We start from the raw sequence: 21,595 nt of genomic DNA, 5'->3' as shown, positions 1-21,595 counted from the left end.
GAGAGCGTCAATGCCTTTGCCATCAATGGTTTGCGATCCATTCCTGATTAACGCACAATTAACTTCCGCCGCACGCAGCGAATGGCTAACGCCTCTCCGTTTCGCGCCGCCCGGTTCATTTTCCATGCCCCATCCAGCGAGAAATCCATGAGCGAGCACGAGCACGCCCTGTCCACGATTGCGCGTGGCGCCGACGAAATCATCAAGCGCGAGGAGCTGGTCGAGCGCCTGAAATCGGGGCGTCCACTGCGGGTCAAGGCCGGCTTCGATCCGACCGCGCCGGACCTGCACCTGGGTCACACGGTGCTGCTCAACAAGATGCGCCAGTTCCAGGATCTGGGTCACCAGGTCATCTTCCTGATCGGCGACTTCACGGGCATGATCGGCGACCCGACCGGCAAGAACGTCACCCGCAAGCCGCTCACGCGCGAGGATGTGCTGGCCAATGCCGAGACCTATGCCGAGCAGGTCTACAAGGTGCTGGATCGCGAGAAGACCGAGCTGCGCTTCAACTCCGAATGGTTCGACAAGATGTCGGCCGCCGACATGATCCGGCTGGCCGCGCAGCACACCGTGGCGCGCATGCTCGAGCGCGACGATTTCACCAAGCGCTATGCCGCGCAGCAGCCGATCGCCATCCACGAGTTCATGTACCCGCTGACCCAGGGTTACGACTCGGTGGCCTTGAAGGCGGATATCGAGCTCGGCGGCACCGACCAGAAGTTCAACCTGCTGATGGGCCGCAGCCTGCAGGAACACTATGGCCAGCCGCCGCAGATCGTGCTCACCATGCCGCTGCTGGAGGGACTGGACGGCGTCAACAAGATGTCCAAGTCGCTTGGCAACTACATCGGCATCAACGAACCGGCCATCGACATCGTCACCAAGACGATGAAGATCGGCGACGAGTTGATGTGGCGCTGGTTCGAGCTGCTCAGCTTCGAGGTGTCGCTGGACGAGCTGGCGCGCATGAAGCGCGATGTCGAGGGTGGCCAGCTCAACCCGCGTGACGCCAAGTTGCGTTTGGCGCGCGAGCTGGCTGCACGTTTCCACGCCCCTGCCGCCGCCGAACAGGCGATCGCCGGCTGGCATGCCGTCGTGCGCGGCGAAGGCGACACCGCGCTGCTGCCGCAAACCGACATCGCCGTGCCGGCCGAGGGCTTGCGCCTGGCCGCGCTGCTCACCGCCGCCGGCCTGACCACCAGCAACTCCGAGGCAACCCGGAAGCTGAAGGAGCGTGCCGTTCGCATCGACGCGGCCGTCGCGGAAGACGCACAGCGCGTTTTCCATGCCGGCTTCGAGGGCGTCCTGCAGGTCGGCAAGCGCAATTTCGCGCGGGTGCGGCTGGTCGTCGCCTGAACCGACAGCCGCATTCTCGCGGCGCGAATTCGCGGCCGACGCAGAAAACACTTGCCAAAAAAAGCGCAGGCCGTATGATTCGCGGCCCACGTCGGCCCAACGCCATGGGGCGCGACATGCGACACCTCGATGAACTTCCCTGAAGGTGTTGACGGTCTCGGAAAGCGATGTAGAATGGGCGGCTCACCCGGGACGAAAGGTCACGGGGCGATCACCGAAAGGCGGTCGGGCAGCGAAGATCTTTGACAGTGTGCGCAGGTGAATTGTGTGGACGTCTTGCGTTGATGGGTCGTGACCTGTCCAAGCAATGCAAGCGTCCCACCAAGTAAAAAGTCAGTAATGAGTTTTGATTGGTTGGGAACATACGCTTCGGAAAGATAGATGGCTTCGGTCATCGAAAACTTAAGTGAAGAGTTTGATCCTGGCTCAGATTGAACGCTGGCGGCATGCCTAACACATGCAAGTCGAACGGCAGCACAGAGGAGCTTGCTCCTTGGGTGGCGAGTGGCGGACGGGTGAGTAATGCATCGGGATCTACCCTGACGTGGGGGATAACCTCGGGAAACCGGGACTAATACCGCATACGTCCTACGGGAGAAAGCGGGGGACCTTTTAGGCCTCGCGCGGCAGGACGAACCGATGTGCGATTAGCTAGTTGGCGGGGTAATGGCCCACCAAGGCGACGATCGCTAGCTGGTCTGAGAGGATGATCAGCCACACTGGGACTGAGACACGGCCCAGACTCCTACGGGAGGCAGCAGTGGGGAATATTGGACAATGGGCGCAAGCCTGATCCAGCAATGCCGCGTGTGTGAAGAAGGCCTTCGGGTTGTAAAGCACTTTTATCAGGAGCGAAATCTGCATGCTTAATACGTGTGCAGTCTGACGGTACCTGAGGAATAAGCACCGGCTAACTTCGTGCCAGCAGCCGCGGTAATACGAAGGGTGCAAGCGTTAATCGGAATTACTGGGCGTAAAGGGTGCGTAGGCGGTTCGTTAAGTCTGTCGTGAAATCCCCGGGCTCAACCTGGGAATGGCGATGGATACTGGCGAGCTAGAGTGTGTCAGAGGATGGTGGAATTCCCGGTGTAGCGGTGAAATGCGTAGAGATCGGGAGGAACATCAGTGGCGAAGGCGGCCATCTGGGACAACACTGACGCTGAAGCACGAAAGCGTGGGGAGCAAACAGGATTAGATACCCTGGTAGTCCACGCCCTAAACGATGCGAACTGGATGTTGGTCTCAACTCGGAGATCAGTGTCGAAGCTAACGCGTTAAGTTCGCCGCCTGGGGAGTACGGTCGCAAGACTGAAACTCAAAGGAATTGACGGGGGCCCGCACAAGCGGTGGAGTATGTGGTTTAATTCGATGCAACGCGAAGAACCTTACCTGGCCTTGACATGTCCGGAATCCTGCAGAGATGCGGGAGTGCCTTCGGGAATCGGAACACAGGTGCTGCATGGCTGTCGTCAGCTCGTGTCGTGAGATGTTGGGTTAAGTCCCGCAACGAGCGCAACCCTTGTCCTTAGTTGCCAGCGAGTAATGTCGGGAACTCTAAGGAGACTGCCGGTGACAAACCGGAGGAAGGTGGGGATGACGTCAAGTCCTCATGGCCCTTACGGCCAGGGCTACACACGTACTACAATGGTCGGTACAGAGGGTTGCAATACCGCGAGGTGGAGCCAATCCCAGAAAGCCGATCCCAGTCCGGATTGGAGTCTGCAACTCGACTCCATGAAGTCGGAATCGCTAGTAATCGCGGATCAGCTATGCCGCGGTGAATACGTTCCCGGGCCTTGTACACACCGCCCGTCACACCATGGGAGTGGGTTGCTCCAGAAGGCGTTAGTCTAACCGCAAGGGGGACGACGCCCACGGAGTGGTTCATGACTGGGGTGAAGTCGTAACAAGGTAGCCGTATCGGAAGGTGCGGCTGGATCACCTCCTTTCGAGAACGACACGTCGCACCGATCGGTGCAAGACGTCCACACAAGACACCTGTACTTCACGCGAAGGGTTTGCTTACGCAACGTCCCTGTTGCGAAGAGCGAACATCAAGACCGGCCCTCCATGGCCGGACTCTTCACAACAGCCGCTTCGAACGAGGCTTACGGCCCCGTCAAGCGGGACCAGGTAGCTTGGCTCGCGGGTTCTGGGGTTCACCTTTCATGGGTCTGTAGCTCAGGTGGTTAGAGCGCACCCCTGATAAGGGTGAGGCCGGTGGTTCGAGTCCACCCAGACCCACCATGGGGCCATAGCTCAGCTGGGAGAGCACCTGCTTTGCAAGCAGGGGGTCGTCGGTTCGATCCCGACTGGCTCCACCACTCCAGTGGGCGCGTGAAGTATCAGCACACGAAAGATTTTGAAATCGACCGGCATTGAGGCCGGCACGATGTTCTTTGAAAACACGTAAACGAGTGACAAGCGTCTTGGTTCGAACCGAACCGAGGCAAGTGTTAAGGCACGAAACGAAGTAACTTGGCTGCCCCTGAGGAGGGGGCATGCCCCGAGGCGACTTGGGGTTATATGGTCAAGCGACTAAGCGTATACGGTGGATGCCTTGGCAGTCAGAGGCGATGAAGGACGTGGCAGCCTGCGAAAAGTGTCGGGGAGCTGGCAACAAGCTTTGATCCGGCAATGTCCGAATGGGGAAACCCACCGCGCAAGCGGTATCGCATGATGAATACATAGTCATGCGAGGCGAACCCGGGGAACTGAAATATCTAAGTACCCGGAGGAAAAGAAATCAACCGAGATTCCGTCAGTAGCGACGAGCGAACGCGGACTAGCCCAAAAGTATCTTGTGTTCTAGTCAAACGGCATGGAAAGGCCGGCCATAGATGGTGATAGCCCAGTCGACGAAAGGGCACTTGATATGAAATTGAGTAAGGCGGGGCACGTGAAACCTTGTCTGAACATGGGGGGACCATCCTCCAAGGCTAAATACTCCTGACTGACCGATAGCGAACTAGTACCGTGAGGGAAAGGCGAAAAGAACCCCGGAGAGGGGAGTGAAATAGACCCTGAAACCGTATACGTACAAGCAGTGGAAGCCCGCAAGGGTGACTGCGTACCTTTTGTATAATGGGTCAGCGACTTACTGTCTGTGGCAAGCTTAACCGTATAGGGGAGGCGAAGAGAAATCGAGTCTGAATAGGGCGCATAGTCTCAGGCAGTAGACCCGAAACCGAGTGATCTATCCTTGGCCAGGTTGAAGGTGCGGTAACACGCACTGGAGGACCGAACCCACATCTGTTGCAATAGATGGGGATGAGCTGAGGATAGGAGTGAAAGGCTAAACAAACTCGGAGATAGCTGGTTCTCCTCGAAAGCTATTTAGGTAGCGCCTCGGACGAATCTTCCTGGGGGTAGAGCACTGTTATGGCTAGCGGGTCATCGCGACTTAGCAAACCATGGCAAACTCCGAATACCAGGACAGACTATCCGGGAGACACACGGCGGGTGCTAACGTCCGTCGTGAAAAGGGAAACAACCCAGACCCGCAGCTAAGGTCCCCAAGTTCTAGCTAAGTGGAAAACGATGTGGAAAGGCATAGACAGCCAGGAGGTTGGCTTAGAAGCAGCCATCCTTTAAAGAAAGCGTAATAGCTCACTGGTCGAGTCGGTCTGCGCGGAAGATTTAACGGGGCTAAGCTAGACACCGAAGCTCGGGGTGCACAGCAATGTGCGCGGTAGAGGAGCGTTCCGTAAGCCTGTGAAGGTGGATTGTAAAGTCTGCTGGAGGTATCGGAAGTGCGAATGCTGACATGAGTAACGATAAGGGGGGTGAAAAGCCCCCCCGCCGAAAGCCCAAGGTTTCCTCGCGCAACGTTCATCGGCGCAGGGTGAGTCGGCCCCTAAGGCGAGGCAGAAATGCGTAGTCGATGGGAAGCGGGTTAATATTCCCGCACTTTTCTACAGTGCGATGTGGGGACGGAGAAAGTTAGGTCTACCGGGCGTTGGTTGTCCCGGGGAAAGGAGGTAGGCATGGATCTTTGGCAAATCCGGGATCCTTTATGCCGAGCACTTATGACGAGCCCTTTTGGGCGAAGTGACTGATACTACGCTTCCAGGAAAAGCCACTAAGCTTCAGCTGTAGAAGAACCGTACCGTAAACCGACACTGGTAGGCAGGGTGAGAATCCCAAGGCGCTTGAGAGAACTCGGGTGAAGGAACTAGGCAAAATGGCACCGTAACTTCGGGAGAAGGTGCGCCCATCAGTGTGGCTACATGCGTAGCTGAGCACCGATGGGTCGCAGTAACCTGGCCGCTGCGACTGTTTATCAAAAACACAGCACTCTGCAAACACGAAAGTGGACGTATAGGGTGTGACGCCTGCCCGGTGCTGGAAGGTTAATTGATGGGGTCAGCCGCAAGGCGAAGCTCTTGATCGAAGCCCCAGTAAACGGCGGCCGTAACTATAACGGTCCTAAGGTAGCGAAATTCCTTGTCGGGTAAGTTCCGACCTGCACGAATGGCGTAACGACAGCGGCGCTGTCTCCACCCGAGACTCAGTGAAATTGAATTCGCTGTGAAGATGCAGCGTTCCCGCGGCAAGACGGAAAGACCCCGTGAACCTTTACTATAGCTTTACACTGAACGTTGAGTTCTTCTGTGTAGGATAGGTGGGAGGCTTTGAAGTGCAGACGCCAGTTTGCATGGAGCCATCCTTGAAATACCACCCTGAAGTGCTTGACGTTCTAACCTCGGCCCGTTATCCGGGTCAGGGACCGTGTATGGTGGGTAGTTTGACTGGGGCGGTCTCCTCCCAAAGAGTAACGGAGGAGCACGAAGGTACGCTCAGCGCGGTCGGACATCGCGCACTGTGTGCAAAGGCATAAGCGTGCTTGACTGCGAGATCGACGGATCAAGCAGGTACGAAAGTAGGTCTTAGTGATCCGGTGGTTCTGTATGGAAGGGCCATCGCTCAACGGATAAAAGGTACTCCGGGGATAACAGGCTGATACCGCCCAAGAGTTCATATCGACGGCGGTGTTTGGCACCTCGATGTCGGCTCATCACATCCTGGGGCTGTAGCCGGTCCCAAGGGTATGGCTGTTCGCCATTTAAAGTGGTACGCGAGCTGGGTTCAGAACGTCGTGAGACAGTTCGGTCCCTATCTGTCGTGGGCGTTGGAGATTTGAGGGGGGCTGCTCCTAGTACGAGAGGACCGGAGTGGACGTTCCGCTGGTGTTCGGGTTGTCTCGCCAGAGGCATTGCCCGGTAGCTATGAACGGAAGTGATAACCGCTGAAAGCATCTAAGCGGGAAGCACGCCCCAAGATGAGATCTCCCGAGAGCTTGACTCTCCTGAAGGCACCATCAAGACCAGGTGGTTGATAGGCAGGATGTGGAAGCGCAGCAATGCGTTGAGCTTACCTGTACTAATGAGCCGTGCGGCTTGACCATATAACCCCAAGTGGCTTTGTTTGACGCAGGTCCCTCTGCGGAGCCACCGGCCATCCCTGGCCGGACTCTTCAAAGGAGCCGCCTCGAGCACTGTCTCGAAACGGTTGAATTTCACCTCGACGCTTGTCACTCGTTTACGATTTATCTCACGTGAGATCCCTCTCACGGAAAGAGGAGTCAACACCTCGCCATCCATGGCGGACTCTTCAACACCTCGAGGGATCTTTCGCGGAAGAGCCGGCCGTCAGGGCCGCCTCTTCAGAAACGTGGAGCTGGCGCACGCGCGCTGCTCCCACCCCTTCCCTGGCGGCCATAGCGGCGTGGTCCCACCTGATCCCATCCCGAACTCAGAAGTGAAACGCGCATGCGCCGATGGTAGTGTGGCTTTGCCATGCAAGAGTAGGTCACCGCCAGGGGCTTTATCCCGAAACACCCTCACCGGCAACGGTGGGGGTTTTTCTTTTCTGCCGCCGCCACCGCCGCCCGCAACCTGCAACAGGTCACCGCCAGGGAGCTCGTTCTCGAGGTGGACCTGCGCTCGGGTGACCCTGCGACAGCCACCGGCCAAGAGCCGCATTGCGTCAAGGTCATGCGGCAGCGATCGCCTATGATGGCCAGGTCACGCGCCAGCGCGCGGGCGAGGCGGAGGGATGGCTTTTGTTTGTCCATGTGGAAACGCGCCGCCGGCCGCGCTGGCATTGGGCGACCGTGCTGCTGGTCAGTCTGTGTGTGGTCTGTTTCGTCGGATTGGCAATGATCCCGGCGCCGCAGCGCATCGCGCTGCTGCTGCAGTGGGGTACGGTGCCGGCGAACATCTTCGATGCGCACGAGCCATTGCTGCCGCAGCTGACCGATCCGGCGCTGCTGCGGCTGTTCACGGCGCTCTTCATCCACGTCACCTGGCTGCATCTGCTGGGCAACCTGCTGTTCCTGGTGATCTTCGGCTTGCCCGGTGAGCGTGCGCTGGGATCGTTGCGCTTCCTGGTGCTGTTCGTCATCGGCGGCGTGGTGGCCAACCTGATCGGGGCGCTGTCGCTGGCCGGCGTGCGCCTGCCGATCATCGGCTGCAGCGGTGCGGTATCGGCGGTGGTGGGCGCCTACGTGGCGCTGTTTCCGCGGGCACGCCTGGGCCTGGTGTTGCCGCTCGGCCTGTACTTGCAGTTCGTGCGCGTGCCGGCCTTCCTGCTGATCGGCATGTGGGTGCTGCTGCAATTGCTGTTCAGCTATGCCGGGCCCAGCTATGGTGCCTACGTGTGGTGGGCGCACATCGGCGGTTTCGTGTTCGGCGTGGGGTTTGCGCTGTTCTCGCGCGAGGCGATCGCCAGGCGCTTGCGCGGCTGATGGCGGCTCAGTCGCCGGCCCAACCGTGCAGATGGGCGAAGCGGCGCAACAATCGGCGCGCGATCGGGGTGGCGGCCACGTCACTGAAGATGCGCGCGGCGTCGGCACCTTCGCGATGCAGGTCGTGGCGCTTGCGCCGGATGTAGGCGCGCATCACCTCGGCGTTGAACTCGGGATGAAACTGGACGCTGATCGCGTTCGGCCCGTAGCGTAGCCACTGGTGCGGGTCGCGTGCCGAGCTGGCCAGGATCTGCGCCCCCGCGGGCGGCTCCAGCACGCTCTGCTCGTGCGTGGTGTGCGCGCGAAAACTGGCGGGGAGGCCAGCGCCCAGCGGGTCGTGCGCCTGCCCTGCGCTGACCCCGATCGACTGGGTGCCGATCTCACGCCCGCCGGGCAGGTAATCGACCCGTCCACCCAACGCGTGCGTCATCAGCTGGTGGCCGTAGCAGACGCCGAACAAGGGCACCTCGGCGTCCATCGCGTCGCGGATCCAGCCGGCGGTCGCTTCGCTCCAGGGTAGTTTCTCGGTGACCATCGCGGCCGAGCCGGTGACGATGGCGCCGGCCACCTCGCCCGCCGCCGGCAGCGTTTCGCCGGCCGCCACGTCGACGATGCGCAGGCGCTCCGGGCGCAGTCCGGCGGCGAGGCGGAACCAGTGCGGAAAATCGCCGTGGCGCGCACGGATGCTGTCCGGCGCCCGGCCGGTACGGATGATCAGGACGGGTTTCATGCGGTGTCTCGGGGGAGGTTTGACGCGCTAGTGCGGATCATCGGCCAAGGCGTCGATCGGTGGCAACACGGTCAGCACTTCCTGCACCGTGGTCAGTCCGGCGGCGACCTGGTCGGCGGCGGAGATGCGCAGCGGGCGCATGCCCTCGTCCAACGCAGCCTGGCCGAAGCCGCTGAGGTCGAGTTCGGCCGAGATCATGCCGCGCAGATGCGGCGAGAGCTTCATCATCTCGTAGATGCCGGTGCGGCCCATGAAGCCGGTGTTGCGGCATTCCAGGCAGCCGACCGCCCGGTACACCTGCGCCGGCACCGGCATCGCCCAGCCGCGGGTCAGCACGTTCCACGCCAGCGGGTCCTGGGTGGTGGCCTGCTTGCAATGCGGGCACAGCGTGCGCACCAGGCGTTGCGCCACCACGCCGGTGAGGGTGGACTGGATCAGGTAGTGCGGCACGCCGAGATCGAGCAGGCGGGTGACCGCGCTGGGCGCGTCGTTGGTGTGCAGCGTGGACAGCACCAGGTGTCCGGTGAGCGAGGCCTGCACCGCCATCTGCGCGGTTTCCAGGTCGCGGATCTCGCCGACCATGATGATGTCCGGGTCCTGCCGCAGCAGCGTGCGCACACCGGCGGCGAAATCGAGGTCGATCGCCGCGTGCACCTGCATCTGGTTGAACTCCGGCGAGACCATCTCGATCGGGTCCTCCACGGTGCACACGTTGAGTTCTGGCGTGGCCAGGTGCTTGAGTGTGGAATACAGCGTGGTGGTCTTGCCCGAGCCGGTGGGGCCGGTGACCAGCACGATGCCGTGCGGGCGCTCGACCATGTTGCGCCAGTTCTCCGCCTCGCTCGGCGAGAAACCCAGCTGGGCGAAATCCTTCACCACCAGATCCGGATCGAAGATGCGCATCACCACCTTCTCGCCGAAGGCGGTGGGCATGTTCGAGATGCGCAACTCCACCTCGCGCCCGGAGGCAGAGCGCGTCTTGATGCGGCCGTCCTGCGGCCGGCGCTTCTCGGCCACGTCCATGCGGGCGAGGATCTTGATGCGTGCGGTCACTGCGGTCATCACCGGCGCCGGCAACTCGAACACTTTCTGCATGACGCCGTCGATGCGGAAGCGGATGTAGCCGGTCTCGCGTCGTGGTTCCAGATGGATGTCCGAGGCGCGCTGCTCGAAGGCGTACTGCAGCAGCCAGTCGACGATGTGCACCACATGGCGATCGTCGGCGCCGACCTCGCCGCTCTTGCCCAGCTCCACCAACTGCTCGAAGTTGAGGATCGCCGAGGAGCTGTCGCTGCCGGTCTTGGCGTCCTGCGCCAGCTGGATCGAGCGCTGGACGCCGTAGAACTCCTGCTGGTAGCGGTTGATGTCGATCGGGCTGGCCACGACGCGTTTGATGTCCCGCCGCAGCATGTGGGCCAGGTCGGGCGCCCAGGCGTCGTCGAACGGTTCGCTGGTGGCGAACGTCACCTCGCCCACGGTCGCCGCGATCGGCAGGATGCGGTGCCGTTTCGCGTAGGCCAGGCTCACCACCTGGGTGACCGTGGCTGCGTTGATCTTCATCGGATCGATCTTGAGGTACGGCAAGCCGGCATGGCCAGCCAGCCACTCGGCCAGCGTCTCCAGGCTCAATGGCCGGCCGGGCTCGCGCTGGTTGATCAACTTGGCGTTGGCGATCACCACCAGCGGGTGCAGCTCCACCGTGCTGCGGCCGGCGCGCGCGCCCATGCGCACGTTCTTCGCATCCTCGGCGAGCGCGTAACCGTCGACCACCAGCGCGGCCAGCACCTCGTCCAGTTCGAGTCGGCCACGACGGCCGAGCAGCGAGGCAATTTGTGGCGATGCAGCCATCCGGCAAGTGTCCTGTGCAAGGCTCCGCCAGCCGGAAATTCCAGCCGCAAAGCGAGCTGCGGCTATACTAACGCGCTTTAACCCAGGTCACGGAAAGCCATGTCCGCGCGCACCTTCCAGGATGTGATCCAGACCCTCAACCGCTACTGGGCGGCGCAGGGTTGCGTACTGCTGCAGCCGCTGGACACCGAAGTGGGCGCCGGTACGTTCCATCCGGCCACCTTCCTGCGTGCGCTCGGCCCGGAGCCCTGGTCGGCCGCTTATGTGCAGCCGTCGCGTCGCCCCACCGACGGCCGCTACGGCGAAAACCCGAACCGCCTGCAGCACTACTACCAGTACCAGGTAGTGATGAAACCGAACCCGGAGAACATCCTGGAGTTGTACATCGGCTCGCTGAAGGAGCTCGGCCTCGACCCGCTGGTGCACGATCTGCGCTTCGTCGAGGACAACTGGGAATCACCCACGCTGGGTGCCTGGGGACTGGGTTGGGAGGTGTGGTTGAACGGCATGGAGGTCACCCAGTTCACCTACTTCCAGCAGGCCGGCGGCATCGAGTGCCGGCCGGTCACCGGCGAGATCACGTATGGCCTGGAGCGCCTGGCCATGTACCTGCAAAACGTGGATAGCGTTTTTGACCTGGTCTGGACTGACGGCCCGCGCGGCACCGTCACCTACGGCGATGTGTTCCACCAGAACGAAGTCGAGCAGAGCACCTACAACTTCGAGCACGCCAACGTGGCCGAGCTGCTGCGCTGGTTCGACGTCTGCGAGGGCGAGGCGAACAAGCTGGTGGCGGCCAACCTGCCGCTGCCCGCCTACGAGCAGGTGATGAAGGCCAGCCACACCTTCAACCTGCTCGATGCGCGCCGCGCGATCAGCGTCACCGAGCGCCAGCGTTACATCCTGCGCGTGCGCGGGTTGTCGCGCGCCGTCGCCGAGGCCTACGTGGCGCAACGCGAGAAGCTGGGCTTTCCCGGCCTCAAGCACGCTGGTGCCCACCAGGAGCAGGCCGCATGAACGCCGGCAAGTCGCTGTTGATCGAACTGGGCACCGAGGAACTGCCGCCGCGCGCACTGGACGAGCTGTCCGCCGCATTCCTGCGCGGCATCGTGGGCGGGCTGGCCGCGCGCGGCGTCAGCGCCGGGCTGGACCAGGCGGTGGCCTACGCCTCGCCGCGCCGGCTGGCGGCCTTCATCCCTGCGGTGGCGGCGGCGCAGCCGGCGCAATCCATCGAACGCCGCGGCCCCGCGGTGGCCGCCGCGCTCGACGCCGAAGGGCGGCCGTCGAAGGCCCTGCTTGGTTTCGCGCACTCATGCGGCGTCGACGTCGGCCAGCTGGAGAAGCTCGAAACCGACAAGGGCGCGTGGTTCGTCTGGCGTGCGGTCAGGCCGGGCCAGTCGCTGGCGGCCCTGCTGCCGGAGATCATCGACGAGGCGCTCAAGGCGCTGCCGATCCCGCGCCCGATGCGCTGGGCCGACCACGACTACAGTTTCGTGCGCCCGGTGCACTGGCTGGTGATCCTGCACGGCGCCGACATCGTCGACGGCCAAGTGCTGGGCCTGGCCAGCGGGCGCAAGTCGCGCGGCCACCGTTTCATGCATCCGCAACCGGTGCACGTGGCCGACGCCGACGGCTGGCTCGACGCGATGCGCGCCGCAAAGGTGCTGGCCGATCCGCGCGAGCGGCGTCTGCGCATCCACCAGCAGATCGAGCTCGCCGCGCAAGGCACCGGCGGCACGCCGCAACTGGATGACGCGCTGCTGGACGAGCTGGCCAACCTCACCGAATGGCCGGTGGCGATCGCCTGCACCTTCGAGCGCCGCTTCCTGGAAGTGCCTGCCGAGGCACTGGTCACCACCATGGTGGCGAACCAGAAATTCGTGCCGGTGTTCGACGCCGAGGGCAAGCTGACCGAACACTTCATCGGCATCGCCAACATCGAGAGCAAGGACCCGGTCGAGATCCGCCGTGGCTACGAACGGGTGATCCGGCCGCGTTTCGCCGACGCCAAGTTCTTCTGGGACGAGGACCTCAAGACGCCGCTGGCCAGCTACCAGGAGCAGCTGAAAAACGTCACCTACCAGCAGGCGCTGGGCAGCCAGTGGGACAAGAGCGTGCGCGTGGCCGAACTGGCGCGGGTGGTGGCCAACCGGGTCGGCGTCGATGCGGCGCTGGCGACGCGCGCCGCCAGCCTGGCCAAGTGCGACCTGCTGACCCGCATGGTCGGCGAGTTTCCCGAGCTGCAGGGCGTGATGGGGCGCTATTACGCCGTCCATGACGGCGAACCGCCGGCGGTGGCCGAGGCGCTGGACAGCCACTACCAACCGCGCTTCGGTGGCGACCGCATCGCCGCGGACCCCCTGGGTCAGGTGCTGGCGGTGGCCGAGCGGCTCGATACCCTGGCCGGCATCTTCGCCATCGGCATGAAACCCGGTGGCAACAAGGACCCGTTCGCGCTGCGCCGCGCGGCGCTGGGCCTGGCGCGCACCCTGATCGAGGGCGGCCTGGAACTGGACCTGCGCGCGAGTTTCATCGAGGCGCTGGAGCAGTTGCCCGATGCCGCGCTGGCGGCCGGCCTCAAGCCCGGCAAGGACGGCAAGCCGCCGGCGCTGCAGGCGGGCGCGCGGCGCGCGATCCTGCTGGAGGAGCTGCTCGACTTCGTGCATGAGCGCCTGCGCGGCTACTACGCCGAACAGGGCTTCGAACACGGGGCCTTCGAAGCCGTGCTGGCGGTGCAGCCGGCCAGCCTGGCCGACTTCGACCGGCGCCTGCGCGCGGTGGTCGAGTTCGGCCGCCGGCCCGAGGCGGTGAGCCTGGCGGCAGCCAACAAGCGCGTCGCCAACATCCTGCGCAAGCAGGCCGAGGAGGCCGGTGCGCCGCCGATCGGGCGGACGGTCGACCCGGCCTGTTTCGAGGCGGAGGCGGAGCGCGACCTGGCCGATGCGCTGGCCGCCGCGCGGCAGGACAGCGCCGCGGCTGAGGCCGCCGGCGATTACGCTGCCGTGCTGGCCCGCCTGGCACAACTGCAGGTGCCGGTGGATGCGTTCTTCGACAACGTGCTGGTGAACGCCGAAGACCCCGCCGTGCGGGCCAACCGCCTGGCGCTGCTCAATCAGTTGAAGAGCCAGTTCAGCACCGTGGCTGACATCGCCCTGCTCTGACGCAGAACCGCGGAACGGGCGAACGCCCACCCCGCGGGAGTGCGCCCGGATTTCAGGCCGTGGTGGAGGCCAGGCGATCCTTGCGCAGGCGCTGGGCGAGGTGGCGGTTGAACGCCATCATCGCGCCGGCGTCCACGTTGACGCCGCCCGGGCCGAGGATCTCGTACAGCTCGGTGAGCAGGTCGGTGTTCTCGGCCAGGCCCAGCGGGCTGCCGGCCAGTTCCAGTTCCGATTGCAGCATCTGCATCGCCGTGTTCAGGCGCTGCGGGTCCAACCCCTGCATCTGCGCGGACAACGGCAGACGGGTGACCGTACCGGATTTGGCGTGGACGCGTTGGGTGCGCACGACCTGGCTGCTGTGCTGGTCGTCCTGCATGGTCGGGGTCGGGTCGATCTGGATGCCGCCCTCGCCGGCCACCAGCCATACCAGCGAGATGCCCAGCGTGCGCGCCAGGGTGACGCAGCGTGCGCGCGAGGGGTCGGTATTGCCGTCGCGCCAGCTGCGCACCACGCCTTCGGAGAAGCCGCACATGCGGGCGATCTCGGTGGCGCTGCCGACGCGCTGGATCAGCAGCCGGATGCGGTCGGCGAAGGTGCCGCCGGAAACCTGGGGAGAGGACTTGCTCATGGGAGTGGCCGTGTCGGTAGGGTAGGAGACTGCACCGGGGCGCAAGATTTCGGGGACGATCGCCGCGGCGGGAAAACCGGGTCGTCCACGCAGCATTTTGCGCCCGCCGCCGGTGCCGTGCCAAGCCGTCGACCCCGAACCGGCGCCGGCAACCAGGTTGCGACCGCGCGAATGGCGGGGAGTTTCATGCCATGCCGATCTTTCGTCCGGTGCGCCGCAGCTGCTACCGTCGCCCGGTCGCCGCCGGCCGTGGTGGCGCCGGGGACCCATCACAGGACAAGGCATGAGCCAATTCGGATTGCTCGGCAAGCGGCGTTTCGCGCCGTTCTTCTGGACCCAGGCGCTGGGCGCCTTCAACGACAATGCGTTCCGCAATGCGCTGGTGATGCTGGTGGCGTTCCAGATGGGGCTGGACGACCGCACCGTGGGGATCTACACCAACCTGGCGCCGGCACTGTTCATCATCCCGTTCTTCCTGTTTTCCGCCACCGCCGGCCAGCTGGCGGAGAAGTACGAGAAGAGCCGCATCATCCGCTACGTGAAGCTGTTCGAGATCGCGGCGATGACGCTGGCCGCGTACGGCTTCTACACCCACCACACCTCGCTGCTGCTGGTGGTGCTGTTCATGATGGGCATGCACTCGACCATGTTCGGGCCGATCAAGTACGCGATCCTGCCGCAGGCACTGAAGAACGAGGAACTGGTCGGCGGCAACGGCCTGGTCGAGATGGGCACGCAGATGGCGATGCTGGTGGGCATGATCGCCGGCAACTCGCTGATGCTGGTGGCCGGCGTGGGGCCCATGCTGGCCTCCGGCGCGACCATCGTGGTGGCGGTGGCCGGCTATCTGGCCAGCCGGCGCATTCCGGCCGCGCCGGCGACCGCGCCAGACCTGAAGTTCAACTGGAACCCGTTCAGCGAGACCGCCCGCGTGCTGGGCATCACCCGCGCCGATCGCGCGGTGTTCAACGCGGTGCTGGGCATCTCGTGGTTCTGGTTCTTCGGCACCGTGCTGATCGCGCAGTTGCCGATCTACACGCGCGAGACGCTGGGCGGCGACGGCTCGGTCAACACGCTGGTGCTGACCCTGTTCTCGATCGGCACCGGCGGCGGCGCGCTGCTGTGCGAGAAGCTGTCCGGCAAGCGGGTGGAGATCGGCCTGGTGCCGCTGGGCGCGTTCGGCCTCACCGTGTTCGGCATCGACCTGTACCTGGCCCGGCACGGGCTTGCGGCCACGCGCGGGCTGGACTGGCTGGCGTTCCTGCACGGCGCCGGCAGCTGGCGCACCGTGCTCGACCTCACCGCCATCGGCGTGTTCGCCGGCTTTTACGTGGTGCCGCTGTTTGCCTTCGTGCAGTCGCGCACGCCGCGCGAGCGGCTGTCGCGGGTAATCGCCGGCAACAACATCATCAATGCCTTGCTGATCGTGCTGGCCGCGGTGTTCGGGCTGGTGCTGGGCCGGCTGGGCATGGACGCGGCCACCATCTTCCTGCTGGCCGCCCTGCTCAACGTGCTGGTGGCGGTGTACATCTTCACCCTGGTGCCCGAGTTCCTGATGCGCTTCATCACCTGGGTGCTGGTGAACACGCTGTACCGGGTGCGCGTCGACGGCACGCAGCATCTGCCCGAGGAAGGTCCGGCGCTGCTGGTGTGCAACCACGTCAGCTTCATGGACCCGCTGCTGCTGATGGCCAACCTGCGGCGGCCGGCGCGCTTCGTGATGTATTACCGGATCTTCCACACCCCGCTGCTGCGTTTCGTGTTCCGCACGGCCAAGGCGATTCCGATTGCCGGGCAAAAGGAAGATCCGGTCGTGCTGCAGCAGGCGTACGACGCGATCGACGCGGCGCTGGCCGACGGCGAGCTGGTATGCATCTTCCCCGAGGGCGGCCTGACCGGCGATGGCGAGATCGCGCCATTCCGGCCAGGGCTGGAGAAGATCCTGGCCCGGCGCCCGGTGCCGGTAGTGCCGCTGGCGCTGCGGGGGTTGTGGGGCAGCGTGTGGAGCCGGCGCGACACCCGGCTCGGCCGCCTGCGCCTGCCGCGGCGCTTCCGGGCGCGGGTGGAACTGGTCGTGGATGCGCCGGTGCCGCCGCAGGCGGCCAGCGCCGCATCGCTGGAAGCCAGGGTTCGCGAATTGCGCGGGGAGCTTGCCTGAGCGCGGCGGGGCAAGCGGCGGGCAGTGCCCGCCCTGCCTTGGCGTAGCTGGTCCAAGCCGGCCCCGCCCGCCGGCTTCAGCTCACCCAGCTGCCGATCACCAGCAAGGCGATCACGCTGAGCCAGGCCAGCAAGGCGCGCAGCAAGGCGCCGCGCAGGCGTCGCAGCTCGTCCAGCGGATCGCTGTGCTCCTCGGCATAGCCGTCGCCGGCCTCGATGTCGATGCGCACGTCGGCTTGCGCCGCGGCGCCGAGAAAGCCGGGGCCGCGCTGATACCAGCTGGTCGGCGTGGCCTGGATGTGCCAGCGCCGCCACGCCTCGATCACCGCATCCCAGTGGCCGACCACGGCCAGGGTGAAGGTCAGCACCTGGGCCGGCAACCAGTCCAGCGCGTTGGCGAGGTAGCGGGCGGCATGCTGGCTGTCGCCGTCGAGCGCCAGCGAGTCGTCGCGCCCCAGCGTCTGCGCCAGCCGGTACAGCAGCGCGCCGACCGGGCCGAGCAGGAAAAACCACAGCAGCACCGCGAAGCGTCGGCGCAACGCTGCATAGACGATCGCCTCGCCCAGCGCCGGGGCGTGCCAGCGCACCGGGCGCCCGTCGTCGGACAGCCGTTGCGCCGCCGCCTCGCGGCTGACGTCGTCGGGCGCGGCGAGGATCGCCTCCAGGTCACGCTCGAACTCGCGTGGACCGAAGCAGTAGATCAGCACCACCACGGCGAACAGCAGCGGCAGCAACTCGCCCAGTACGGTGTGCCCGAACAGCCACACCAGCAGCGCGCACAGCAGCAGCGGCGGGGCCAGCGCCAGCACCACGCGGCCGGCGCCACTGGTGTCGGACAACTGCGCCACCCAGCGCCGGAACAGGCCGTCGCGGCGCCAGCTGGCCAGTTGCGGCGAGACATGCAGCAGGCCAAGGGCGATCAGGGCAACGAGCAGACGGATGGCCATGGTGACGCACTCCCGGACAATGGCCGCATTGTAACGAGCGCGTGTGCAGCCCGCTGGCGCTCGCCGCTCAGCCGGGCCCGCAGTGGTAGCGCTCGGCGGTGCGTTCGACGTCGGTGGAGCTGATGTGCCGGGCCAACTGCTCGGCCGGCGTCATGCCGCGCCAGACCTCCACGTCCATGCAGTGCGGGTCGACCACGCCGAACAGCGCCTGCACCGTGCGCACGGCGCCGCCGACGCCCTGCATGCGCGGGTCGACCATGCGGAAACCCTCCACGATCGGCGTCGAGGAGCCGGGCAGGCGGACCGGGCGCGGCATGGACATCCCGCCGCGCAGAAGATTGCCGCCGGCGACGTAACCGGGTACGTCGGCTTTGGTGGTGATCGCGCTGCGCTCGCGCGCCGGTGACGTCGCCGGCAGCGGTGTGGGCGTCGGTGACGTGACGATGCCTCGGGGCGGCGGAGGGCGCCGTACCGAAGGACGCCGCGATGGCCGCCTGGGCGGTGCGGCCGTGGCCACCACCGTCAGCAACCGGAGGGTGAGCGGCGTCGATGGCGGATGGCGCCAGAGTGCGGCGGGCCGCCAGACGCGCGGGCTGGCATGGAAACAGACCAGCCATGCCGCCAGATGCACGCCGATCACCGCCACGTGGATGGCGACGCGCCCGCTCGATGCGCGCATCGCTGCCGGAAAGCGGTGAGTCGGGTGCATGGGAGAGGTCCATCCGTGGCCGGGTACCCGGACAACGACCCGCGCGCCGCGATGGAGTTCCGCCGGAAGGGATCAGGCGACGGGCGCGACGGCGGTCAACGCGTCCAGGTCCAGTCCGGCGCGCCCGTGCAGCCAGTGCGCCAGCAGCCGGTAGGACACCGACAAGCGTGTGGACGGCAGGAAGCTGCCGTCGGCGATGCCGTCGACGATCTGCTGCGGGGTGAACCAGCGCGCATCCTCCAGTTCGAGGTCGCGCATGCGGATCTCGCGCGATACCGCGGTGGCGATGAAGCCGACCATCAGTGACGCCGGCATCGGCCAAGGCTGCGAGGAGTGGTAGCGCACCTCGTCCACGATCACGCCCGATTCCTCGGCCACCTCGCGGCGCACGGCATCTTCCAGCGCCTCGCCCGGCTCGACGAAGCCGGCCAGGGTGGAATAGCGGTGCGGCGGCCAGCCGGGCTGGCGGCCCAGCAGGCAGGCGCCGTCGTGCTCCACCAGCATGATTACCGCCGCATCGGTGCGCGGGAAATGCAGTCGCGCGCAATCGGGGTTGCGGCATTGCGCCCGATGCCCGGCGGCCACCAGCTGCAACGGCCCGCCGCAGTACGCGCAGAACTGCGTCTCACGTTGCCAGTGCGACAGCCCCTTGGCATAGGCGAACAGGCCGGCCTCGTCCGCAGGCAGCAACAGGCCGGCGCTGCGCAGGCTCATGCGGCGTGCGTCCAGCGCGGTTTCCAGCGCGTCGCCCTGCTCGCGATCGCTCACTACCAGCAGGAAGTGCGGCCGCCCGTGCGCGATGCCGAGCAAGCTGGCACGCGTGTCGGCCAGCCATTGCGTACGTTCGGCGGCGGTGAGCCAGCGCAGCGCGTCGTCGTCGCGGCGGAGATAGGCCTCGCCGGTGGCATCCAGCAGCAGGTAGCGAGCCGTGTCGGCGCGTGCCTGCGCGGCCACCCACGTCGCCTCGTCGCGATGCTCGGCCATGCGGTCGAGCACCAGGCTCAGGCCGGCGAAGGTGTTGGGGCGCGGCAGCCTGGCCTGGTCCATGGCGAGGAGGTCAGGCGGTGAAGGAGGAGCCGCAGCCGCAGGTGGTCTTCGCGTTCGGATTGCTGATCACGAACTGCGCGCCGCTGAGGTTCTCGGCGTAGTCGATCTGCGCGCCGGTGAGGTACTGCAGCGACAGCGGATCGCACAGCAGCGTGACGCCCTCGCGCTCGACCGCCAGATCGTCCTCGGCCTGTGCCTCGTCGAAGGTGAAGCCGTACTGGAACCCCGAGCAGCCGCCACCGGAGATATACACGCGCAGCTTCAGCTGCGGATTGCCTTCCTCGGCAATCAGCTCATGCACCTTGTGCGCGGCGGCCGCGGTGAACTCCAGCGGAGCGCCGCCGCTGCGGTAATCGGGGATTGCGACGATGGTTTCCATGGCGATCTGAATGGGGATGAAGGCGGACAGATGCAAGCATAGCGCGTCAGGCCGGCAAGGCTTCCTCGTCGCTGCCGGTGGCGTCGGTCGCCGGCGCCGCCAGCGCGCGCTGCGCCGGCTCGGCCTGGCGCGCCATGTGCCCGTTGACCTGGGCGCCGGCAGCCATTTCCAGCGTGTGGTAGCGCAGGTCGCCGTCGATGCGCGCCAGCGGCGCCAGCTCCAGCCGCACGCTGATGTACACGTCGCCGGTGATGTGCCCGTTGATCACCGCCTGCGGCACGCGCACCTCGCCCTCCACCTCGCCATGCTCGCTCAGAGTGAACATGGCATCGTCGCCCTCGGCCAGCACGGTGCCTTCGATGCGTCCGTCCAGGTGCAAGGCGCCGCTGAAGCGCAAGTCGCCGCGGATCACCGTGCCGCGGGCGATCAGGCTGGTTTCGGAACTGCCGCGGTTGCGGTCGCTGCGTCTACGGTTGAGCATCTCGGTCTCCCTCGGCGGTGGTGATGTTGCCGGACAAGGCGGCGCTCCACGCCACGGTGCGGCTGAAGGTCTCGCCGCTGGCCGGATCGACGCGGATGCGCAGCCGTGTCGGCCGGAAATCCGCGGGCAGCACGATCGTGCCCTGCAACTGCTGGAAATAGGTGAAGCGGAACGGCAGGCCGTCCTTCTGCGCGCCGTCGCCCAGCGCCGGCCAGTCCAGCGTCACGACCTTGTCCTTGCGCATGCCCTCCACGCTGACCGTGGCATGGCCGTTGACCTCGGCGCCGCGCTTGGCGTTCTGGGTCAGGCTGAGGATCAGCGTCCAGCCGCGCGAACCGGCGATCGGCTGCAGCTTCACCTCCTGCAGCTTGAGGCCCTGGCGCTGATCGTTGCCGGCGACCAGGCGCGAATAGAACCCGAGGTCCGAACGCAGCGCACTCAACTCCTTCTCGCGCTGCGCGAGAGTGCCGCGCAAGGCGCTGGTGGCCACCTCGTTGACCTGGCCGGCGCGCTGCAGGTTCGCCACCTGCTGCTTGAGATCGTCGACCTCGGCCAGCAGCGCACGCTGCTGCTTGTGGTCGACTACTGCCGGCGTGCCGCGCACGCCCAGCACATGCACCGCCGCGCCCACCGCCAGCAGGCTGGCCAACCACGCCAAACCCCACCCCAGGCGGCGCCAGCGATGGCCGACGTCGTCGTGCCTGCGCACCACGAGACGCGGAGGTGGTCGTGAACCCATGGGAGGACGTTCCCGGAAAACCCGAGGTATAGCCCGGGCGTGACGAAAGCGTCAAGGAACGGGCGCACGCCCGCGCGGATGCGCCGTGGCGGCGTGCGCGCTGCGCGACCGGCGTCAGCTCTGCATCTTGCTCTGCAGATAGCGTTCCGCGCCGATGTCCTTGATCAGGTTGAACTGGGTTTCCAGCCAGTCGATGTGTTCTTCCTCGTCATGCAGGATGTGCTTGAACAGATCGCGGCTGATGTAGTCGGCGATGCCTTCGCTGTAGGCGATTGCTTCGCGCAGGTCGACGGTGGCGGCCAGCTCCAGGTCCAGGTCGCCCTGCAGAGCTTCCACCGGATGCTCGCCGATGCGCAGCTTGCCCAGCCGCTGCAGGTTGGGCAGCCCGTCGAGGAACAGGATGCGCTCGATCAGCCGATCGGCGTGTTTCATCTCGTCGATCGACTCCTTGTATTCGTGCTCGGCCAGCTCGGTGTAGCCCCAGTTCTTGTACATCCGGGCATGCAGAAAATACTGGTTGATCGCGGTCAGCTCGTTGTAGAGCACCTTGTTGAGAAACTCGATGACCTTGGCATCACCCTTCATGGCCTTTCCTCCATCGCGACGGACCCACGGACTATACAAACTCCGCGACGGTCAGGACGGAAATGAGAATGCCAATG

The 21,595-nt window shown here is 65.1% G+C and carries 16 protein-coding genes, 2 tRNA genes and 3 rRNA genes; 10 read left to right on the top strand and 11 right to left on the bottom strand.

All coding sequences use genetic code 11. From position 1 onward, the window contains the following. Positions 1 to 147: 147 nt before the first annotated feature. Entirely contained in the window at positions 148 to 1,359 is a 1,212-nt protein-coding gene (gene tyrS, locus ACFCQI_RS06600) for a tyrosine--tRNA ligase (protein ID WP_395120648.1), read from the top strand. 200 nt (positions 1,360 to 1,559) lie between these two features. On the opposite strand, the gene ACFCQI_RS06595 is transcribed toward tyrS, so the two are convergent. Continuing rightward, positions 1,560 to 1,754 (bottom strand): hypothetical protein, encoded by a 195-nt coding sequence (locus ACFCQI_RS06595; protein ID WP_395120256.1) that lies wholly within the window; start codon positions 1,752 to 1,754, stop codon positions 1,560 to 1,562. A gap of 8 nt (positions 1,755 to 1,762) precedes the next feature. On the opposite strand from ACFCQI_RS06595, the gene ACFCQI_RS06590 reads away from it, so the two are divergent. From ACFCQI_RS06590 to ACFCQI_RS06565, 6 genes are all read left to right on the top strand, one after another. Next, a 16S ribosomal RNA gene (locus ACFCQI_RS06590) occupies positions 1,763 to 3,308 on the top strand. 221 nt (positions 3,309 to 3,529) lie between these two features. After that, positions 3,530 to 3,606: transfer RNA gene (locus tag ACFCQI_RS06585), tRNA-Ile, on the top strand. Position 3,607: 1 nt separating this feature from the next. Then, positions 3,608 to 3,683 (top strand) — tRNA-Ala (locus ACFCQI_RS06580). 204 nt (positions 3,684 to 3,887) lie between these two features. Then, positions 3,888 to 6,766, top strand: a 23S ribosomal RNA gene (locus ACFCQI_RS06575). Positions 6,767 to 7,068: 302 nt separating this feature from the next. Next, positions 7,069 to 7,182 (top strand): 5S ribosomal RNA (rrf, locus tag ACFCQI_RS06570). The 16S, 23S and 5S rRNA genes sit together here with 2 tRNA genes alongside, the layout of an rRNA operon. A gap of 241 nt (positions 7,183 to 7,423) precedes the next feature. Next, entirely contained in the window at positions 7,424 to 8,107 is a 684-nt protein-coding gene (locus ACFCQI_RS06565) for a rhomboid family intramembrane serine protease (RefSeq protein WP_395120647.1), read from the top strand. Positions 8,108 to 8,114: 7 nt separating this feature from the next. Here the strand turns inward: ACFCQI_RS06565 and ACFCQI_RS06560 are convergent, their stop codons facing one another. Further along, the gene (locus ACFCQI_RS06560; RefSeq protein ID WP_395120646.1) at positions 8,115 to 8,837 is read right to left on the bottom strand and encodes a glutamine amidotransferase; all 723 of its coding nucleotides are present in this window, start codon (positions 8,835 to 8,837) and stop codon (positions 8,115 to 8,117) included. 27 nt (positions 8,838 to 8,864) lie between these two features. After that, on the bottom strand, positions 8,865 to 10,685 hold the full coding sequence (locus ACFCQI_RS06555; RefSeq protein ID WP_395120645.1) for a GspE/PulE family protein: 1,821 nt from the start codon (positions 10,683 to 10,685) through the stop codon (positions 8,865 to 8,867). A gap of 99 nt (positions 10,686 to 10,784) precedes the next feature. On the opposite strand from ACFCQI_RS06555, the gene glyQ reads away from it, so the two are divergent. Both glyQ and glyS read left to right on the top strand, forming a co-directional pair. Next, positions 10,785 to 11,702: a glycine--tRNA ligase subunit alpha gene (glyQ, locus tag ACFCQI_RS06550; RefSeq protein ID WP_395120644.1), complete on the top strand. Its 918-nt coding sequence runs from the start codon at positions 10,785 to 10,787 to the stop codon at positions 11,700 to 11,702. Further along, a complete protein-coding gene (gene glyS, locus ACFCQI_RS06545; protein ID WP_395120643.1) occupies positions 11,699 to 13,846 on the top strand; it encodes a glycine--tRNA ligase subunit beta in 2,148 nt (715 codons plus the stop codon). The genes glyQ and glyS overlap by 4 nt, the downstream gene beginning before the upstream one ends. A gap of 52 nt (positions 13,847 to 13,898) precedes the next feature. Here the strand turns inward: glyS and ACFCQI_RS06540 are convergent, their stop codons facing one another. After that, positions 13,899 to 14,474, bottom strand: a complete 576-nt coding sequence (locus ACFCQI_RS06540; RefSeq protein ID WP_395120642.1) for a multiprotein-bridging factor 1 family protein — start codon at positions 14,472 to 14,474, stop codon at positions 13,899 to 13,901. A 283-nt stretch (positions 14,475 to 14,757) separates the two neighbouring features. Between ACFCQI_RS06540 and ACFCQI_RS06535 the strand changes: the two genes are divergently transcribed. Continuing rightward, positions 14,758 to 16,632, top strand: coding sequence for an MFS transporter (locus tag ACFCQI_RS06535; RefSeq protein ID WP_395120641.1), 1,875 nt, complete (start codon positions 14,758 to 14,760; stop codon positions 16,630 to 16,632). A gap of 76 nt (positions 16,633 to 16,708) precedes the next feature. Here ACFCQI_RS06535 and ACFCQI_RS06530 read toward each other — a convergent pair whose 3' ends face one another. The 7 genes from ACFCQI_RS06530 to bfr form a co-directional block, all read right to left on the bottom strand. Continuing rightward, a complete protein-coding gene (locus tag ACFCQI_RS06530; RefSeq protein WP_395120640.1) occupies positions 16,709 to 17,578 on the bottom strand; it encodes a beta-lactamase induction protein in 870 nt (289 codons plus the stop codon). 67 nt (positions 17,579 to 17,645) lie between these two features. Continuing rightward, positions 17,646 to 18,287 carry a hypothetical protein gene (locus tag ACFCQI_RS06525; RefSeq protein WP_395120639.1) on the bottom strand — a complete coding sequence of 214 codons (642 nt, stop codon included), beginning with the start codon at positions 18,285 to 18,287 and terminating at the stop codon, positions 17,646 to 17,648. A 72-nt stretch (positions 18,288 to 18,359) separates the two neighbouring features. Further along, positions 18,360 to 19,334 carry an NAD(+) diphosphatase gene (nudC, locus tag ACFCQI_RS06520; protein ID WP_395120638.1) on the bottom strand — a complete coding sequence of 325 codons (975 nt, stop codon included), beginning with the start codon at positions 19,332 to 19,334 and terminating at the stop codon, positions 18,360 to 18,362. Positions 19,335 to 19,344: 10 nt separating this feature from the next. After that, on the bottom strand, positions 19,345 to 19,713 hold the full coding sequence (gene erpA, locus ACFCQI_RS06515; RefSeq protein WP_395120637.1) for an iron-sulfur cluster insertion protein ErpA: 369 nt from the start codon (positions 19,711 to 19,713) through the stop codon (positions 19,345 to 19,347). Between the two features lie 46 nt (positions 19,714 to 19,759). Beyond that, on the bottom strand, positions 19,760 to 20,194 hold the full coding sequence (locus tag ACFCQI_RS06510) for a polymer-forming cytoskeletal protein (protein WP_395120636.1): 435 nt from the start codon (positions 20,192 to 20,194) through the stop codon (positions 19,760 to 19,762). Continuing rightward, on the bottom strand, positions 20,181 to 20,933 hold the full coding sequence (locus ACFCQI_RS06505; protein ID WP_395120635.1) for a DUF6776 family protein: 753 nt from the start codon (positions 20,931 to 20,933) through the stop codon (positions 20,181 to 20,183). Before ACFCQI_RS06505 ends, ACFCQI_RS06510 begins: the two co-directional genes overlap by 14 nt. Before the next feature lie 114 nt (positions 20,934 to 21,047). Continuing rightward, on the bottom strand, positions 21,048 to 21,518 hold the full coding sequence (gene bfr, locus ACFCQI_RS06500) for a bacterioferritin (RefSeq protein ID WP_395120634.1): 471 nt from the start codon (positions 21,516 to 21,518) through the stop codon (positions 21,048 to 21,050). Positions 21,519 to 21,595: the final 77 nt, after the last annotated feature.

It is taken from the genome of Rhodanobacter sp. FW102-FHT14D06, from assembly GCF_043950705.1.
Classification (GTDB): Bacteria; Pseudomonadota; Gammaproteobacteria; order Xanthomonadales; family Rhodanobacteraceae; genus Rhodanobacter.
This window is presented reverse-complemented; position numbering and strand designations above follow the sequence as displayed.

Excerpts from the sequence above, each read along its gene's own strand:
- tyrS (WP_395120648.1), top strand. The coding sequence starts at position 148 with ATGAGCGAGCACGAGCACGCCCTGTCCACGATTGCGCGTGGCGCCGAC.
- ACFCQI_RS06595 (WP_395120256.1), bottom strand. The coding sequence starts at position 1,754 with ATGACCGAAGCCATCTATCTTTCCGAAGCGTATGTTCCCAACCAATCA.
- ACFCQI_RS06560 (WP_395120646.1), bottom strand. The coding sequence starts at position 8,837 with ATGAAACCCGTCCTGATCATCCGTACCGGCCGGGCGCCGGACAGCATC.
- ACFCQI_RS06555 (WP_395120645.1), bottom strand. The coding sequence starts at position 10,685 with ATGGCTGCATCGCCACAAATTGCCTCGCTGCTCGGCCGTCGTGGCCGA.
- glyQ (WP_395120644.1), top strand. The coding sequence starts at position 10,785 with ATGTCCGCGCGCACCTTCCAGGATGTGATCCAGACCCTCAACCGCTAC.
- glyS (WP_395120643.1), top strand. The coding sequence starts at position 11,699 with ATGAACGCCGGCAAGTCGCTGTTGATCGAACTGGGCACCGAGGAACTG.
- ACFCQI_RS06540 (WP_395120642.1), bottom strand. The coding sequence starts at position 14,474 with ATGAGCAAGTCCTCTCCCCAGGTTTCCGGCGGCACCTTCGCCGACCGC.
- ACFCQI_RS06535 (WP_395120641.1), top strand. The coding sequence starts at position 14,758 with ATGAGCCAATTCGGATTGCTCGGCAAGCGGCGTTTCGCGCCGTTCTTC.
- ACFCQI_RS06530 (WP_395120640.1), bottom strand. The coding sequence starts at position 17,578 with ATGGCCATCCGTCTGCTCGTTGCCCTGATCGCCCTTGGCCTGCTGCAT.
- ACFCQI_RS06525 (WP_395120639.1), bottom strand. The coding sequence starts at position 18,287 with ATGCACCCGACTCACCGCTTTCCGGCAGCGATGCGCGCATCGAGCGGG.
- nudC (WP_395120638.1), bottom strand. The coding sequence starts at position 19,334 with ATGGACCAGGCCAGGCTGCCGCGCCCCAACACCTTCGCCGGCCTGAGC.
- erpA (WP_395120637.1), bottom strand. The coding sequence starts at position 19,713 with ATGGAAACCATCGTCGCAATCCCCGATTACCGCAGCGGCGGCGCTCCG.
- ACFCQI_RS06510 (WP_395120636.1), bottom strand. The coding sequence starts at position 20,194 with ATGCTCAACCGTAGACGCAGCGACCGCAACCGCGGCAGTTCCGAAACC.
- ACFCQI_RS06505 (WP_395120635.1), bottom strand. The coding sequence starts at position 20,933 with ATGGGTTCACGACCACCTCCGCGTCTCGTGGTGCGCAGGCACGACGAC.
- bfr (WP_395120634.1), bottom strand. The coding sequence starts at position 21,518 with ATGAAGGGTGATGCCAAGGTCATCGAGTTTCTCAACAAGGTGCTCTAC.